Source organism: Nonomuraea candida (assembly GCF_000725485.1).
GTDB lineage: Bacteria > Actinomycetota > Actinomycetes > Streptosporangiales > Streptosporangiaceae > Nonomuraea > Nonomuraea candida.
In genome coordinates, this window is sequence record NZ_JOAG01000004.1 from 75151 (window position 1) to 91547 (window position 16397).

At 70.3% G+C, this 16397-nt stretch carries 17 protein-coding genes, 2 tRNA genes and 1 other RNA gene; 12 read left to right on the forward strand and 8 right to left on the reverse strand.

Going from position 1 to position 16397, the window contains the following annotated elements; translation table 11 throughout:
• Nucleotides 1–211: 211 nt before the first annotated feature.
• The 4 genes from IO39_RS02095 (at nt 212) to IO39_RS02110 (ending at nt 1791) form a co-directional block, all read left to right on the forward strand.
• On the forward strand, nt 212–727 hold the full coding sequence (locus IO39_RS02095) for a tRNA adenosine deaminase-associated protein (RefSeq protein ID WP_439331465.1): 516 nt from the start codon (nt 212–214) through the stop codon (nt 725–727).
• 17 nt (nt 728–744) lie between these two features.
• Nucleotides 745–1221, forward strand: a complete 477-nt coding sequence (locus IO39_RS02100) for a tRNA adenosine deaminase-associated protein (protein WP_043615037.1) — start codon at nt 745–747, stop codon at nt 1219–1221.
• A gap of 17 nt (nt 1222–1238) precedes the next feature.
• Nucleotides 1239–1694, forward strand: coding sequence for a tRNA adenosine(34) deaminase TadA (tadA, locus tag IO39_RS02105; RefSeq protein WP_281199887.1), 456 nt, complete (start codon nt 1239–1241; stop codon nt 1692–1694).
• A 10-nt stretch (nt 1695–1704) separates the two neighbouring features.
• Nucleotides 1705–1791: transfer RNA gene (locus tag IO39_RS02110), tRNA-Ser, on the forward strand.
• 226 nt (nt 1792–2017) lie between these two features.
• On the opposite strand, the gene IO39_RS02115 is transcribed toward IO39_RS02110, so the two are convergent.
• Together IO39_RS02115 and ypfJ are read right to left on the reverse strand one after the other, a co-directional pair.
• A complete protein-coding gene (locus IO39_RS02115; RefSeq protein ID WP_043615040.1) occupies nt 2018–2314 on the reverse strand; it encodes a type II toxin-antitoxin system VapB family antitoxin in 297 nt (98 codons plus the stop codon).
• 250 nt (nt 2315–2564) lie between these two features.
• On the reverse strand, nt 2565–3539 hold the full coding sequence (ypfJ, locus tag IO39_RS02120; RefSeq protein WP_043615043.1) for a KPN_02809 family neutral zinc metallopeptidase: 975 nt from the start codon (nt 3537–3539) through the stop codon (nt 2565–2567).
• A gap of 122 nt (nt 3540–3661) precedes the next feature.
• Here ypfJ and IO39_RS02125 point away from each other — a divergent pair, with 122 nt between their 5' ends.
• On the forward strand, nt 3662–4303 hold the full coding sequence (locus tag IO39_RS02125) for a LysE family translocator (RefSeq protein WP_245641771.1): 642 nt from the start codon (nt 3662–3664) through the stop codon (nt 4301–4303).
• A gap of 20 nt (nt 4304–4323) precedes the next feature.
• Here the strand turns inward: IO39_RS02125 and IO39_RS02130 are convergent, their stop codons facing one another.
• The 4 genes from IO39_RS02130 to IO39_RS02145 form a co-directional block, all read right to left on the reverse strand.
• A complete protein-coding gene (locus IO39_RS02130; protein WP_157547824.1) occupies nt 4324–4719 on the reverse strand; it encodes a hypothetical protein in 396 nt (131 codons plus the stop codon).
• 177 nt (nt 4720–4896) lie between these two features.
• Nucleotides 4897–5097, reverse strand: coding sequence for a hypothetical protein (locus tag IO39_RS02135; RefSeq protein WP_043615049.1), 201 nt, complete (start codon nt 5095–5097; stop codon nt 4897–4899).
• Nucleotides 5098–5380: 283 nt separating this feature from the next.
• Complete coding sequence (locus tag IO39_RS50150; protein ID WP_052422344.1) at nt 5381–6064, reverse strand: DUF6461 domain-containing protein; 684 nt, start codon at nt 6062–6064, stop codon at nt 5381–5383.
• 530 nt (nt 6065–6594) lie between these two features.
• Nucleotides 6595–6682 (reverse strand) — tRNA-Ser (locus IO39_RS02145).
• 105 nt (nt 6683–6787) lie between these two features.
• On the opposite strand from IO39_RS02145, the gene ffs reads away from it, so the two are divergent.
• Nucleotides 6788–6887, forward strand: an RNA gene (gene ffs, locus IO39_RS51795) — signal recognition particle sRNA small type.
• 29 nt (nt 6888–6916) lie between these two features.
• Complete coding sequence (locus tag IO39_RS02150) at nt 6917–9367, forward strand: DNA polymerase III subunit gamma and tau (RefSeq protein ID WP_043615052.1); 2451 nt, start codon at nt 6917–6919, stop codon at nt 9365–9367.
• A 113-nt stretch (nt 9368–9480) separates the two neighbouring features.
• Here IO39_RS02150 and IO39_RS02155 read toward each other — a convergent pair whose 3' ends face one another.
• Nucleotides 9481–10920, reverse strand: a complete 1440-nt coding sequence (locus IO39_RS02155) for a helix-turn-helix domain-containing protein (protein ID WP_043615055.1) — start codon at nt 10918–10920, stop codon at nt 9481–9483.
• Nucleotides 10921–11361: 441 nt separating this feature from the next.
• Between IO39_RS02155 and IO39_RS02160 the strand changes: the two genes are divergently transcribed.
• From IO39_RS02160 to IO39_RS02180, 5 genes are all read left to right on the forward strand, one after another.
• Entirely contained in the window at nt 11362–11712 is a 351-nt protein-coding gene (locus IO39_RS02160) for a YbaB/EbfC family nucleoid-associated protein (protein WP_211266865.1), read from the forward strand.
• Between the two features lie 2 nt (nt 11713–11714).
• On the forward strand, nt 11715–12314 hold the full coding sequence (recR, locus tag IO39_RS02165) for a recombination mediator RecR (protein WP_043615058.1): 600 nt from the start codon (nt 11715–11717) through the stop codon (nt 12312–12314).
• Nucleotides 12307–12837 (forward strand): DUF5063 domain-containing protein, encoded by a 531-nt coding sequence (locus IO39_RS02170; protein WP_043615061.1) that lies wholly within the window; start codon nt 12307–12309, stop codon nt 12835–12837. The genes recR and IO39_RS02170 overlap by 8 nt, the downstream gene beginning before the upstream one ends.
• A gap of 97 nt (nt 12838–12934) precedes the next feature.
• Entirely contained in the window at nt 12935–14209 is a 1275-nt protein-coding gene (locus IO39_RS02175; RefSeq protein ID WP_043615064.1) for an aspartate kinase, read from the forward strand.
• A complete protein-coding gene (locus tag IO39_RS02180; protein ID WP_043615066.1) occupies nt 14206–15267 on the forward strand; it encodes an aspartate-semialdehyde dehydrogenase in 1062 nt (353 codons plus the stop codon). The genes IO39_RS02175 and IO39_RS02180 overlap by 4 nt, the downstream gene beginning before the upstream one ends.
• A 114-nt stretch (nt 15268–15381) precedes the next feature.
• On the opposite strand, the gene IO39_RS50155 is transcribed toward IO39_RS02180, so the two are convergent.
• Complete coding sequence (locus IO39_RS50155; protein ID WP_052422345.1) at nt 15382–16293, reverse strand: hypothetical protein; 912 nt, start codon at nt 16291–16293, stop codon at nt 15382–15384.
• Nucleotides 16294–16397 lie beyond the last annotated feature (104 nt).

Consider the following 16397-nt stretch of genomic DNA (forward strand, 5'->3'; position numbering starts at 1 on the left):
GGACACCACGCTATCTCCTGATGAACCCTGCTGCAGCCTCCCCACCTGGGACGAACCCGGTCACGACGTGATCCGTGGAACGTGACAGCCGCCCGCGGCAGCTCACTTCTTTGGTTTTGATCACAATTTGGTCGGAGAGGCACACGGGCGGTGGCCGGGTCTGGAACGATTGGGTCCTGGTGATATCTGTCGTGTCAGGGGTCGGGTGGGGATGGCGATGACAGACGAAGACGCTCTCGACTTTGCCATCGTGGTCTATCGCGAGGACGACTGCTGGCAGGCCGAGCTCCTGCCGGCGACGCTCACGTCCGACCTGCAGGGGCTGATCCATGCCCTGAAGCAGCAGCCGAGCGAGAGCGGCACGATCGGCCTGGTGGCCGTCGGCGACGAGTTCTTCGTGGCGCTGCGCGTCCTGGGCGAGCGGGTCGACGTCTTCCTGTCCGACATCGCCGCCTCCTGGGACTTCCCGCTGGCGCGGGAGGTCCTCGACTACCTCGACGTCCCCGTGCCGGACGAGGAGGAGCTCGACGAGATCCTCCAGGACGAGGAGACCGTGCTTCCCGCCGGGGATCTGTCGATCTTCGCCGATCTCGGGTTGGACGAGATGGAGCTGGGCATCCTCTCCGGCGACATTGATCTGCTGCCCGAAGACGTGCTGTCCAGCATCGCCGCCCGGCTCGGCTTCTCCGAGCCGTTCGAGCGTGCCATCGAATCGGTCTTCGGCTGACCCCCTGGAGCGCGGACATGGCGTCCAACACCTTCTCTGCGGCCTTTGTCAGAACCTCCGACGGCTGGAGCGGAGCCGAGGTCGATCTCGGGGACGCCGAGATCGTCGACGACTTCGGTGACGCGGTCATGGAGACGCTGGGCCTCACCGGCGACGAGCTGGCCCTGCTCTGCGTCGAGGCCGAGGACGAGTGGTTCGCCCTCGCCCGCTACCGGGGCGAGGACGAGCCGCGGGTGTTCCTCTCCGACGTGCACGCGGTTGTCTCCCACCGCCTGGGCGAGCTGTTCGCCGAGTTCGCCGGCGTGGTGCCCGACAAGGAGGGCAACGGCCTCGGCGTGCGCCCGGCGGGCGATTTCGAGCTGCTCAGCGACCTGGGCGTGAGCTCGGAGGAGCTGCTGGAGCTGAGCATGGAAGAGGGCATGCTGCCCGCCGACATCCTGTCGGTGATCGCCGAGCGGCTGTCGTTCGCCGACGAGCTCGACCGGCTGCGCTGAGCCGGACGGCCCCTGCGGTGACCCACGAGGAGGCCATGCGCCTGGCGCTGTCGGAGGCCGTCGCGGCCGGCGACAGGGGGGAGATCCCCGTGGGGGCGGTGGTGCTCGGTCCGCTGGGCGAGGTGCTGTCCGCGGCGGGCAACGACCGCGAGTCCGCCGCCGACCCGACCGCCCACGCCGAGGTGCTCGCGCTGCGCCGGGCGGCCGCCGCGCGCGGGGAGTGGCGGCTGGGCGGCTGCACGCTCGTGGTGACGCTGGAGCCCTGCACGATGTGCGCGGGCGCCGCCGTGCTGGCCAGGGTGGAGCGCATCGTGTACGGCGCCACGGACGAGAAGGGCGGGGCCGTGGGCTCGCTCTGGGACGTCGTACGCGATCGCCGGCTCAACCATCGGCCCGAGGTTCTCATGGGTGTGATGGGCGAAGAGTGCGGTGCCGTCCTCAAGCGGTTCTTTGCTACTCGCAGGATCCGGTAAGCTCGTGCGCGGTGGTGTCGCCTAGTGGCCGAGGGCGCACGCCTCGAAAGCGTGTGATGGGGCAACTCATCCGTGGGTTCAAATCCCACCACCACCGCTGTGCGAGGGCCTCCGACCGACGGGTCGGAGGCCCTTTTCGCGTTCCGGGGCGTCGCCGGGCGCGTTCCCGGCGCGTCGCCGGCCGCGTGCCCGCGGGAATTTCCGTGATCGGAGCCGGGGCGTTTGATAACCGTAACCGTCCCCGGCATTGCCGGCGGGAAACGCCGCCGCCCCAAGGGCGCGAAAAAAGGGGAGCCGCGATTCGCGACTCCCCTTTTCCTTTCTCAGTTGGGCAGTTCCAGGACCCTGGCGTGCAGGATCGATCGTTGGTGCAGGGCGGCGCGCAGCGCGCGGTGCAGGCCGTCCTCCAGATAGAGCTCGCCCTGCCACTGCACCACGTGCGGGAAGAGGTCCCCGTAGAAGGTGGAGTCGGCGGCGAGCAGCGAGTGCAGGTCCAGCATGGCCTTCGTGGTGATCAACGAGTCGAGCCGGACCTGCCGGGGAGGGATCTGCGCCCACTCTCGGTTCGTCAGACCGTGGTCGGGATAAGGGCGTCCGTCGCCGACTAGCTTGAAGATCACCCCCTGATTTTAGGAGAGAATCCGATTCCTCGCGCTTTCCGATCACGTCAGCGGGGGTGGCCGAAGATCGTGGCCGGCGGGCGGAGCCTTTTCGCGGCCGCGCGGGGAAGGCGTTGGCGCGCCCCGGATTCCGGCGCGTGTCGGGCCGGGATTCGGTCTCTGCCGGGCCGGGATTCGGTCTCTGCCGGGCCCGGATTCCGGTGCGGCCGACGGGGTTCCGATGCAGTCGGCCGGCTCCGGTCCCGGCCGGTCAGATGCGGCCGGAGAACGTGTCGCACCACTGGGGGTCGCCGCTGTCGTAGCCGGTGCTGAACCACTTCTCCCGCTGCTGCGAGGTGCCGTGCGTGAAGGCGTCGGGGGTCACGCGGCCCTGCGTGCGCCGCTGGATGCTGTCGTCGCCGACCGCGGCGGCGGCGCTGAGCGCCTGGTCGATGTCGTTCTGGGAGAACGGCTGGTCGTAGAAGCCGGTCTCGACCGCGTTCTTCGCCCAGACCCCGGCGTAGCAGTCGGCCTGGAGTTCCAGCCGCACGGACGGGCTTTCGGCGCCGGGGCGGTTGTCGCGGCCGATCTTGTTCATGGTGCCGAGCAGGTTCTGCACGTGGTGGCCGTACTCGTGGGCGATCACGTACGCCTGCGCGAACGGCCCGCCCTCGGCGCCGAAGTCGCGCTGCAACGTGTCGAAGAACGTCAGGTCCAGGTAGACCTTGCGGTCGGCCGGGCAGTAGAACGGCCCCACGGCGGAGTCGGCCGCGCCGCAGCCGGTGTTGGCCGCCTGGGTGAACAGCACGGTCTTGGCCGGCCGGTACGCCTTGCGCCCCTGCTCCTGGAACGCCTGCCGCCAGTAGGACTGGATGCTGTTCACCGTGCCGACGACCCGGCAGTCCTCCGACTGGTCGGCGTCGGCGCCGGTCTTGCAGCGCTCGGCCAGGTTGCCCGTGCCCGCGGGGGAGGGCGGCGGGCTCGGCTGCCGGCCGCCCTGCTGCCCGCCCTCGTCGCCGGTGAACGGCGAGGGCACGATTCCGAACAGGAAGATTCCCGCCACCGCCAGGAGCAGCAGCAGGCAGCCGCCGCCCCGGCCGCCGATGGGCAGGACGCACCCGCCCGGCAAGCAGCCCCCCGGCATGCCGCCGAACCCGCCGAACCCCCCGCCGCCGGGCCGTGGGCCCGAGGCGCGCACGTCCTCGACCTGCGACGGGTCCAGCGGCTTGTCCTCGTCGAACTGCATCGTTCCCCCGGGTGTCGCACCGACTCCGTCCCCCGAGGCAGTTCTCCCCTGTAGCGGTTCGAATACGCACGGCAATAAATGGCGGCGTGATTTTTCATCTTTAGTCCGATAATCTCCGCATTGTGACGGGTGGTTTGGTGGGAATCGCGCTGGTGTCGCTGGGCATGGTCCTCACGCCCGGCCCGAACATGATCTACCTGGTGTCACGCTCGATCGGCCAGGGCCGCCGAGCGGGGCTGATCTCGCTGATGGGCGTCTTCCTGGGCTTCAGCACGTACCTGACGGCGACGTGCCTGGGGTTGACGGCCGTCTTCGCGTACGTGCCGGCCGCGTACACGGCGCTCAAGCTGGCCGGGGCCGCGTACCTGATCTGGCTGGCCTGGAACGCCGTCAGACCGGGCGGCGCCTCCGCCTTCGAGCCCAGGGAGCTGCCGGCGGAGCGGCCCCGCAGGCTCTTCGCGATGGGCCTGCTGACCTGCCTGCTGAACCCCAAGATCGCAATCCTGTACCTGTCGCTGCTGCCGCAGTTCATCGACCCGGCGCTGGGCCACGTGCTGCTGCAGAGCCTCGCGCTCGGCTCGGTCCAGATCCTCATCGGCACCCTGGTCAACGCGGTGTTCGTGCTCACCGCGGCCGGTCTGGCCGCGTTCCTGGCCCGGCGGCCGGTCTGGATGCGCGTCCAGCGCTACGTCACCGGCACGGTCCTCGGCGTCTTCGCCGTCAACATGGCGACCGACCGCTCCAAGGCGCTGGCCGGAGCCTGAGCCGGGCGGCCCGCCCCGGCTCAGCGGTCGAACCACCTCGCGGACGAGGACCTGCACAACTGCGCGAACGCGACCCCGGCCAGCAGGATGCCCAGCACGGTGCCGAAGCTGCCGCCGCCCGGCAACTGCCACAGGCCCAGCAGGACGAGCAGGAACTCGACGACGATCCCGGTGACGCGCACCCAGGCGCGGCGCGTACGGACGAGAGACGCCAGGAACCCGATCGTCACGATCGCCGCCAGCGGGACGGCGAGCACCAGCAGCAAGGCCACGCCCACGGTGCCCGACGGCGCGCTCCCCAGCAGGATGAACAGCAACAGCAGACCGACCATCCCCATGACCGCCTGGACCCACATGCAGATCCTGGCGACGGACACGGACCGGGGCATCGCCTCGACGCGACAAGGCTCGGACACACGAGCCTCCCTCTCCAGGGGGCAGCGATTGACGCGGCGAGCCTAGGACCCCCCACATGGTCATGGACGCGATAGACCGGAAATGCCGGATGGCAGGACAGCGCCCGCCGGGTGCCGCTCAAGACCTGGATGCGGCCCGCGGTACGCCGCGTCATCGCACGTGGCGCCCGAGCGGGCTCAGCCCGGAATCGCGGGCGAGGTGGCCGCCTCGACCACGAAGACCAGGAAGGAGAGCCTGCCCGCGAAGTCCGGGAACTCGTCGGGGAACAGCTCGCGGGCCGCCGGATCGACCTGCGGCTCGCTGAGGACGGCAAGGCGGAAGCCGGCGGCGGTGAAGGCGTCGGTCATCGCGTGCAACGGCCTGCGCCAGAAGGTCATCGGGAAGGACTTCCCGTCGAACGCGTATCAGCCCCGGCGATATCTACGAAGACTGCTCTTTCCACCCCGTACTCTGCACCTTCAGCGATGGCGATCAGATCGAGGGCATTTCCCTGATCGACGCCTCCATGCCGAGCGCCTGCTCCGTCGGCTTCTGCGCAGTGATCAAACTTTCATCGACGACGTCATCGCCGCACGCACCGACTGGCCTGCCTACCTCGCTCGACGCAAGGCCGAGTTCGAGCAGGAATCTGCATCAGAAGCTTGACGAAGCCGCCCAGTGTCACAGCAGACCTTGCGCGCGTAGCACGTCGGCAAGAGTTCGCGAAGCGCCATTCTGGTTCTGCATTGAGCTGCCGCTCAACCCCCCAAGGGGTTCCGCGCCGAGGAACCGCAGGCTCCGCAGGTCCGTAGAGAACGAGAGACCGGTGATGCTGCTCGCCAAGGCGAACGAACTCTCCATCGGGTGGTCGATCCCCGGTCCATCGATGTCGTGGTCGGGGTCCAGGCCGACCTCCCGCATCTTTGCGACGAAGCGGTCTGGGTCACTGCCCGATCGCTCTTCTGGGTACATCGGGTCGAACCAGACGACCGGTGTGCCCTCGACGATGTAGGCGAAGGTGTCCCGGGCGTATTCGTGGCGGCAGACCGACACGACCTCGGTTCCTTGTGAGACCGGGGCGTAGGTGTTGCCGTCGACGGCGATCTGCCATCCCCCTGGTTCGATGACCACGGTCCAGTCGCCGACTCGGGCGGCTCCGATGTAACCGGCCGCGTCGGCCCTCATGCTCTCCACCGAGCGATAGTCCAGCTCGTCGAATGCCACCTCTTCCATGCTCTCCTCGTCCACGCCGAAGCGGCGGAGGACTTCCTCTGGCGAGAGATCGCGGACGAAGGACACACAGTAGATCTCACCTAATGTCTCGTAGCCGGGAAAACAGGGGAGTTCTTCGGGGGCCTCTGCCATGGTTGCTCCTTGATTGCGTGAGCGGCATGATCGCAGCAATCGCCGACAAAACGGCTTCGGGAGTCTAGGTGGACGGACTGCTTGGCGCTTGACGAAGGGAGACCCGCCCCTCTGCCCAGGGACAACAGGGACACCGCTGACTATTGTCTGTCCCTCCTGGGCCCCTCGTGTTGGTGCTGGTCGAAGCATGCTCAGGGACGCCAGGGACAGCAGGGACACTTCTCGGCCCAGCTTGTTGAACCCCGGCCAGGGGCGCATGGGCGTGCGGCGGAGCCCTGACGGGGGCGTTCAAGGGGCGAGATCGAGTGTCAAGGCGGTCTGCCACAGCGCGGTGACGACGTGATGTTCAGAGACCAGGAACACATGCTGGACCTACAAGCTCGACCGACGGCACCGGGAACACGGCGGCCAAGAGGTTGGCGGCCTGGTCCGGGAGGGAGACGAGCCCGCCAAGGGAGCCAGCTGAGACTGAAACTGAGACTGGAACGCAAGAAGGGGTGTGCCGTGATCACGGCACACCCCTTCTGGGCTGGCGGAGGATGGGGGATTTGAACCCCCGATAGGTTGCCCTATACACGCTTTCCAAGCGTGCGCCCTCGGCCACTAGGCGAATCCTCCGCCGACGAGCTTACCGGACTTCTGAGCATGCGCAGACCATGTTTTGCGGAGGGCCGGCGGAGTCGGCGAGGGTGGAGCGAGCACTGCGGCATCCGGCTAGACTGTTACGGGACCCCTCGCGCGGCGTCATCCTGTGAACCTCCCCAGGGCCGGAAGGCAGCAAGGATAAGCGGGCTCTGGCGGGTGTGCGGGGGGTCTCTTCGTTGAGAGCCCCCTCGCAGGCGGGATGGTCGCATGAGCCTTGCGCTTTACCGCAAGTACCGACCCGGGACCTTCGCCGAGGTCAAGGGTCAGGAACACGTCACGGATCCGCTGCGGCAGGCGTTGCGTACGGGCCGGATCAATCACGCCTACCTGTTCAGCGGCCCCCGCGGTTGCGGCAAGACCTCCAGCGCCCGCATCCTGGCGCGCTCTCTCAACTGTGAGCAGGGCCCCACGCCCGACCCGTGCGGCGTGTGCGAGTCCTGCGTGGCGCTGGCCCCGACGGGGCCGGGGCACCTCGACGTCATCGAGATCGACGCCGCCTCCCACGGTGGTGTGGACGACGCGCGCGACCTGCGCGAGCGGGCCTTCTTCGCCCCCGTCTCCGCGCGCTACAAGATCTACATCATCGACGAGGCGCACATGGTGACCCGCGAGGGTTTCAACGCGCTGCTCAAGCTCGTCGAAGAGCCGCCGCCGCACCTGAAGTTCATCTTCGCGACGACGGAGCCGGAAAAGGTCATCGGCACCATCAAGTCGCGTACGCACCACTATCCGTTCCGGCTGATGCCGCCCGCGACGCTCAAGGCCCTGATGGAGGAGATCCTCACCTCCGAGAGTGTGCCCTTCGAGCCCACCGCGCTGCCCCTGGTCGTGCGCGCGGGCGCCGGCTCGGCCCGTGACTCGCTGTCGATCCTCGACCAGCTCCTCGCCGGGGCGGAGGAAGACGGCATCACCTACGCCAAGGCCGTCTCCCTGCTCGGCTACACCGACGGCGACCTGCTCGACGAGGTCGTCAACGCCTTCGCGGCCCGGGACGGCGCGCAGGTCTTCCAGACGGTCAACCGGGTGATCGAGGGCGGCCACGACCCCCGCCGCTTCGCCTCCGACCTGCTCGAACGCTTCCGCGACCTGGTGATCCTGGCGAACGTCCCCGAGGCGGCCTCCAGCGGCCTGCTCGACCGGCCGGGCGACGAGCTGGAGCGCCTCGTCCAGCAGGCCGCCTCCATGGGGCCGGCCGAGCTGACGCGCGCCGCCGAGGTGTTCAACGCCGGCCTCACCGAGATGCGCGGCGCCACCTCGCCGCGGCTGCTGCTGGAGCTGATGTGCGCCCGCGTGCTGCTGCCGGGGGCCGCGCAGGGTGAGGCGGCGCTGCTGGCCCGCCTCGAACGCCTCGAACGCGGGGGAGCGGTGGCCCAGATGGCCGCCCGCGCCGCCGCGCCCGCGGCGCCTCCGGCCGCCATGCCCACCACGGCCGCCGCGCCTGCCACGTCTGCCGCGCCTGCCACGTCTGCCGCCCCTTCGGCCAGTACGGCTCCCGCCGCGAGCGGGGCCGGTTCCGGGGATCAGAGCGCGCCGGCCGGAGCCGGGGGAGACACGGCGGGGGCCTCGGCCTCCCAGGCCGCCCACGCGGCTCCGAGCAGGGGCGCGGACGACTGGCCCGAGCCCGTGCGTCCCGGCGCCCCGGCGGCGGCCGCCGCCCCCGCTGCCTCCACAGCTTCCGCCGCCCCGCCCGCGAGCGCCCCCGCGCCGCAGGCCGCCGCCGGTCCGGTGGCAGGGGGGACGGGGGTCGTGCAGACGCAGTGGCCCGCCGTGCTGGCGGCGCTCAAGCAGCGCAGCATCGTCGTCTGGGCCAACGTGAGTACCAACGCCCAGGTGGTGGGCGTGGAGGGCAACCTCGTCACGCTCGGGTTCAGCCAGGTCGGCGCGATGAAGAACTTCACGGGCGGCGGCAAGGACGCCGTGGTGGCCGGCGTGCTGGGCGACGTGCTCGGGGGCACCTGGCGCGTGGAGGCGGTCGTCGGCGGCTCCCCGGCGCCGTACACCTCGCGCGGTCCCGCCCGCCCGCCGTCCGGCGCTGCGCCCGCCGGTGGCGCGCCCGCCGGCGGCCAGGGCGCGCCGGGGCCGCAAAGTGCCGCTCAGGGGGCCGCTCAGGGGGCCGCTCAGGCGCCCCAGGGGGTGCCGCAGTCCCAGGTGACGGGGCCGCAGGTGCCCGGGGCTCAGGGCGGGCAGGCCGTGGCCGGCCCTCAGGGGCGCACCTCCTCGCACGGGGCCTCCCAGGAGGACCGCGAGGGGCAGGACGACGGGAGGCCTCCAGGAGGCTCCCAGGGGCGCCCGACCACGGACGAGTCCTGGCCCGACGCGCCCGACGACTTCAGCCCCGGCACTCCGCCGGGGCCCGACCCCACCCGTACCGTCAGCGTCGGCCAGGGCGCGGCGGGCAACGGGCAGACGGGCGCGGGGCTGGCCGCCGCGCGCTCGGCCGCCAAGGCCGCCGCCCAGGCCGGGCCGCGCGCCCAGCCCGCCAGGGGCGGCGCGGCGGCGTGGCCCGAGGCGATCCCCGGCCGCAACGACAAGGGGCCGGACGCCGACGAGGTCGACCCGCTCAACGACGCGGACGCCGACGTGGACGCCGTCTCCGGCATGGCACTCCTGGAGCGGGAGCTCGGCGCCCAGGTGATCGGCGAGATCGACCACACCTGACGGGGAGAACCGCCTCCCGGGGCGCATTCTCAGGACAGGCGCAGGCCCACCCCAGGCCGGGGACCCCAAGCGGGGCGGTGGCGGCACCGCCGGGCCGGGAGGCTGCCGGGGCGTCAGGACAGGAGGCGGGTGCGGGCGGCGGCGGCGCGGAGGTCGGTCTCGGGCAGGGCGGCGAGGCGTTCGAGCACCTCGTAGTCGTCGCGCCCGTTGCACGTCTGCGCGTACGCCCACAACCCGTCCGGCTCCCCGTGCCGCAACACGCAGGCGCGCACCTGGGCCTCCAGCTCGTCGCGTTCCCGCCGGATCTCCGGCGACTCCGAGCGCGGCAGCAGCGGCCCAGGGTACGCCCGGGCCGGCGCGGCGGGCTCGTTCGAGGACAGCAGGCGGCGCAGGGTCAGGAAGTCGGCCTCCACCGGACAGGTCAGCCGGTACGGCTTGGCCGCGATGGCCTCACCGAGCTGCGCGCGCAGCCGGTGGATCTCGGCCCTGATCGTCACCGGGTTGCCCGCGTCGCCGTACAGGTGGAAGGAGAGCTGTTCGGCCGTCAGGCCGTGGGGGTGCAGCGCCAGCAGGGTCAGGATCTCGGCGTGCCGCAGGGACAGGGGGCGGGCCCGGTCGCCGTAGGCGGCTGTCGGGGGGCCTTCGCCCAGGAACGACAGGGTCAGGACGGGCGGGGCGGCGGACGGCGCGGGGCGCAGCAGGAAGCCGTCGGAGAAGGGTTCGAGCAGCGCGGTGGTGCCGTCTCTGAGGATCACGCGGCGGTCGCCGCAGCGCGTGGCCCGGTCGCCGAGGTGGACGCGCTCGCCCAGGTCGCCGGCGGGGTCGCCGGAGATGACGCGGCCGGTGGCCGACAGCAGGACGCCGGGCCGCCCGCGCAGGGCCTCGTAGCGGCGGCGCAGGCGTTCGTCGCGTTCGAGCATGCGCAGGGCGAGCTGCGTCTCGGCGAGCTTGGCCGCGGCGGAGACCAGGGCGACCGTGGCGGGGTGCAGGGCGCGGGCGGTGCCGCTGACGTCGACGCAGCCGATGACGCGGCCCGAGTCGGGGTCGGTGATCGGGGCGGCGCTGCACGACCAGATGTGCAGGACGCGCATGAGGTGCTCGTGCGTGTAGACGTGTACGGGCCGGCGGGCGGCCAGGGCGGTGCCGATGCCGTTGGTGCCGACGTTGTGCTCGGCCCACTGGTGCCCGGCGGCGAGGCCGATCTGGTCGGCGCGGCGCAGGCCGGCGCCGTTGCCTTCGCGCCACAGCACCCGCCCGTCACCGTCCGTGACGATCATGACGTGGCCGGTCTCGTCGGCCAGTCCGGACAGGGTCTGGGCGAGCAGGGGCAGCAGGGGCTGTAGCGGGTGGGATGCGCGCATGTCCCTGATCGAGGACGGATCGCAGACAAGGGGGGCGCTCTTGCCTTCCGGGTCGATTCCGGCGTCCAGCGAGCGGCGCCAGGAGGCCTTGATCAGGCGGCGGGGCGAGTGCGGCCAGGCGCGGCCGGCCGCCGCGGCTTCGTGTGCTCCGCGCAGAAGACGGGAGTACGCGTCGAGATGGGCGTAACTCATTGGTCACTCCAAGTAGTCAATTAGAGCATCCGTCGTATGCCCGTTCCGCGCAACCCGTTCAGGGGGATTGCAGAGGGTGATTGAATCAACGCAACGTGTGTGCAACGTTCCTGTGGCTAGCGTCCTTGACCAACGCGTCGGCGTGGTGCGGCCGCTCCGCCGGCGTGGTGGCCGGGTCTCGGACACTGGAGGGGGGCCGAGATCCGGCCAGAAACACGCCGACGCCGTCGGGCCGCGGACACGCCGGACCGGGACCGGAGAACCGTTCCGCCCGGGAAATCCATCCGGAAACGCCCGTCCCGTCCCCGCACATGAGAGCGGGGCGACCGTCCCGGACGAAGGTCCGGGCGCGAAACAGGGGGACACCCCAGTACATGACGCCGCCCAAACACCGTAGGCTCGTGGCAGTCAAGAACGCGGAGCCACGAGGAGCGCACGACGGTGAACCCAGGGGATGTCAACCTGCAGCAGCTGCTGGAGCAGGCACAGCTCATGCAGCAGCAGCTTGTGAGCGCCCAGCAGGAGCTCAACGACGCGCAGATCGAGGGCTCATCGGGCGGCGGCCTGGTCACGGCCGTCGTCAACGGCTCTGGCGAGCTGCTCGAACTCAAGATCGACCCGAGCGTGATCGACTCGGGGGACGCGCAGGACACCGCGGAGACGATCGCCGACCTGGTGATCGCCGCCGTCCGCGACGCCGTGCGCGCGGCGGCCGACCTGCAGCAGGAGAAGCTCGGCCCGCTCGCCCAGGGGCTGGGCGGCGGCGGCCTCGGACAGTTGCCAGGGTTCTAGGCATGTACGAAGGGGTCGTCCAGAACCTGATCGACGAGCTGGGGCTGCTGCCCGGCGTCGGTCCCAAGAGCGCGCAGCGGATCGCGTTCCACCTGCTGGCGGCCGATCCAGCCGACGTCAAACGGCTGGCGCACGCGTTGCTGGAGGTCAAGGAGAAGGTCCGCTTCTGCCGGGTCTGCGGCAACGTGGCGGCCGAGGAGGAGTGCCGCATCTGCCGCGACGCGCGCCGCGACACGCACGTCATCTGCGTGGTCGAGGAGTCGAAGGACGTCGTGGCGATCGAGAAGACGCGCGAGTTCCGCGGCACCTACCACGTGCTCGGCGGCGCGATCAGCCCGATCGACGGCATCGGCCCCGACGACCTGCGCATCCGCGAGCTCATGACGCGGCTGGCCGACGGCCGCGTCACCGAGCTCATCCTCGCCACCGACCCCAACCTCGAGGGCGAGGCGACGGCTACCTACCTCGCCCGTCTGGTCAAGCCGATGGGCATCAAAGTGACACGACTGGCCAGCGGTCTGCCTGTGGGCGGTGATCTCGAGTACGCCGACGAGGTCACCTTGGGCCGCGCGTTCGAAGGACGGAGGCTGCTGGATGTCTGACCAGTGGAGCGCGCTGGCGGAAGAGATCTCCGGGCACGCGCAGAACTACGTGGACGGCCTGACCCGGGTGGCGGGCGGCGAGGGCGGCGACGCCATCTGGTCGATCCTGCTCGTGGAGGTCGCCCAGATGAGCCTGGCGGGCGCCAAGCTGGGCGCCAACCGCGACGTCATCCTCGCGGGCAACTACGAGCCGCCGATGAGCGAGGACCCCGACATCGACGGGGTCCGCACGGCGCTGGCCGAGCGGCTGGAGGCGGTGGACGACTACGCCGAGGTGTTCGACCCGTACAAGGACACGGGCGTCACCCCGTACCGGCTGTCCGACGACCTCACGGCGGTGGCCGCCGACCTCATCCACGGGCTGCGCCACTATCACGCGGGCCGGCCCCACGAGGCGCTGTGGTGGTGGCAATACTCCTACTTCAACACCTGGGGCAACCACGCGGGCGCCGCGATGCGCGCGTTGCAGGCTCTGGTGGCGCACTCGCGCCTCGACGTGGCGGAAGAGGCCACCAGCGTCTGACGGGGCGGACTGATCATCCACATAGTGGTACACACCAGCAGGCGCATAAAAGGCCCCCAGTAGACTGGCAACTCACAGTCCAGACCGGGAGACTCTCGTGGCGCTCGTTGTGCAAAAGTACGGTGGTTCGTCCGTCGCCGACGCGTCCTGCATCAAGCGGGTCGCGCAGCGGATCGTCGCGACGAAAAAAGCCGGCAACAACGTGGTCGTGATCGTCTCCGCCATGGGCGACACGACCGACGAGCTGCTCGACCTGGCCGAGCAGGTGTCCCCGCTGCCCCCGGGCCGCGAGCTCGACATGCTGCTGACCTCGGGCGAGCGCATCTCGATGGCCCTGCTGGCGATGGCGATCGCCAACCTGGGCCACGAGGCCCGCTCGTTCACCGGCTCGCAGGCCGGCGTGATCACCGACTCCACCCACGGCAAGGCGCGCATCATCGACGTGACGCCCGGCCGCATCAGGGAGGCGATCGACCAGGGCCACATCGCGATCGTGGCCGGGTTCCAGGGCGTGTCGCAGGACACCAAAGACATCACCACGCTCGGCCGGGGCGGCTCCGACACCACGGCCGTGGCGCTGGCGGCGGCGCTCGAGGCCGACGTCTGCGAGATCTACACCGACGTCGACGGCATCTTCACCGCCGACCCGCGCATCGTGCCGGCTGCCCGCCAGATCCCCAGGATCTCCTATGACGAGATGATGGAGATGGCGGCCTGCGGGGCGAAGATCCTGCACCTGCGCTGCGTCGAATACGCTCGACGTTTCCACCTGCCGATTCACGTACGCAGCTCTTTCAGCACCAAGGAAGGCACGTGGGTCGTCTCCGACCCTTACACCGAAGGAACCGAGATGGAGCAGCCGATCATCTCCGGCGTCGCGCACGACCGGAGCGAGGCCAAGATCACTGTTGTCGGGGTGCCCGACAAGGTCGGCGAGGCTGCGACGATCTTCAAAACGCTGGCCGACGCCGAGATCAACATTGACATGATCGTGCAGAACGTCTCGGCCGCGGCGACGGGCCGCACGGACATCTCGTTCACGCTGCCCACGTCCGACAGCCAGACGGCGCTGACGGCGCTGAAGAAGATCCAGCCCCGGATCGGTTTCGAGTCGCTGCTGTTCGACGACCAGATCGGGAAGGTGTCGCTGATCGGCGCGGGCATGCGCTCGCACCCCGGCGTCACCGCGACGTTCTTCGCGGCCCTCGCCGACGCGGGGGTCAACATCGAGATGATCTCCACCTCGGAGATCCGCATCTCTGTGATCGTCGAGCAGGATGGCGTCGACGCGGCCGTGGCGGCCGCGCACCGCGCCTTCGATCTCGACTCCGACCAGGTCGAAGCCGTGGTGTACGGAGGTTCAGGACGATGAGCAACAGGCCCAATCTGGCTCTGATCGGCGCGACCGGCGCCGTGGGCACCGTCATGCGCGACATCGTGTCGACGCGTGAGGACATCTGGGGCGAGATCCGTCTCGTCGCCTCCCCCCGCTCGGCCGGCAAGGTGCTGCGCGTGCGCGGCGAGGACGTCGTCGTGCAAGCCCTGGCGCCCGAGGTGTTCGACGGCATCGACATCGCCATCTTCGACGTGCCCGACGAGGTGTCGGCCGTCTGGGTGCCGATCGCGGCCGAGCGCGGCGCGATCGCCATCGACAAGTCGGGCACGTTCCGCATGGAGCCCGACGTGCCGCTGGTGGTGCCCGAGGTCAACCCGCTCGACGCCCGCGACCGGCCGCGGGGCATCATCTCGACCCCCAACTGCACGACGCTGTCGATGATGGCCGCCATGGGGGCGCTGCACGCCGAGTTCACGCTGACCGAGCTGGTCGTCGCCTCCTACCAGGCGGTGTCCGGGGCCGGCGTGGCGGGCTCGGCACGGCTCTACGACGAGATCGAGGCGCTGGCCGGCGACCGTACGATCGGGCAGAGCGCCGGCGACGTGCGCAAGGTGCTGGCCAACAAGCTGCCGGAGGAGTCGCCGTTCCCCGCGCCCATCGCGTTCAACGTGGTGCCGTGGGCGGGCTCCAACAAGGGCGACGGCTGGGCCTCCGAGGAGCTCAAGCTCCGCAACGAGTCTCGCAAGATCCTCGGCATCCCCGACCTGAAGGTCTCCGCGACCTGCGTGCGCGTGCCGGTGATCACCACGCACTCGCTGGCCGTGCACGCGCGCTTCGAGCGCGAGATCACGGTCGCCGACGCGCACCGCGTGCTGCAGGCGGCGCCGACGGTGGTCCTGATGGACGACCCGGACAACGGGGTCTACCCGACGCCCCTCGACGTGGTGGGCACCGACCCGACCTACGTGGGCCGCATCCGCCAGGCGATCGACTTCCCCAACTCGCTCGACCTGTTCGTGTGCGGTGACAACCTGCGCAAGGGCGCCGCGCTCAACGCGGCGGAGATCGCCGAGCTGGTCGCCGCCGAGTTCTGAGTCACCCGGGTGTGGCGTCGTGCGCTCCGCGCGGCGTCACACCCTTTTCGTGGGTGCGTCATCCGCGGGTGCGTTTCACGTGCGCCGGTACGGTCTTGCGGGACCGTGGCCCTGTCACCGGAACAGGATGTCCCAATGGTCGCTCTCGTCGAAGAACGTCGTGCCCGTGCCCGACTTGTAGATCGTGGCCCCGTCGCTGCGCACTCCGGCCTTGTCGTGGTGCTTGGTGATGTGCCGGTCGATGCAGGCGTTGTGGGAGATGTCGAGCTTGTAGCCGTTGCCGTGGCTGAAGTGGCCGGGCGCGTGACCCCGTTCCGTGCCGCCCGTCACCATGATCGGGCAGCCGCTCTCCCGCTTCAGCTCGATCACCCTGGCGATCGTGCCCAGCCGTACCGAGTCGAGCGACGTGCAGTGGCGCAGGTGCTTGCTGACGCAGCCGCCGGTGGACTTCGTCCGCAGCCCGGCGCTTCTCAGCCACCCGGCGGCCGTCGCGTGCGACATCTGCATGGAGGCCTTCCTGGGCAGGGCACGCGTCAGATCGACCTGAGCGCGCTTGTGAGCGACGTGACGGCGTGCCTTGGGCATCTTGACCACCCCGGTGTGTACGGGGCGCTTCACCGCCTTTGTAGCCGTTTCCCGGCTCTTGGGAGCCCGGACCCGGTCCTCAGGGGCCTGCGGCACGGCCCGCGTCCCTTCGACGGCCAAGGGCTGGGTCCGCTCGGCGGCCGGCTGCCATCCGGGGCCCAGGACCGGCCAGTCGCGCATCGCCGCCAGCCGCCGGTGGGCCTCGACCAGGCGCTCGTACGCCCAGGGGGTCCCGGCCAGGCCGGATGCCACGCCGTACGTGTCGTCGAGGACCGTCGCCACGGCCGAACGGGCCAGGCCGTCGTCCCAGCCGCCTGGCATGGCCTCGTACAGGCCGCTCTGTGCCGACGACCCTTCGGGGTGGGTGGCGGCGGAGGCGGCCGAGGCCAGCGCGAGTATGGTGATCTCAATGCCGAGGAGCGCGACGATGATGAGCCGCACTGTTCCACGTATCCACATGTCGATGCCTTTTCGCGGAAATAGCCCTTCCGCCTGAAACGACAATCCCACCATTCACAGGAGATAACTCATGCCGCGAGCGCAAC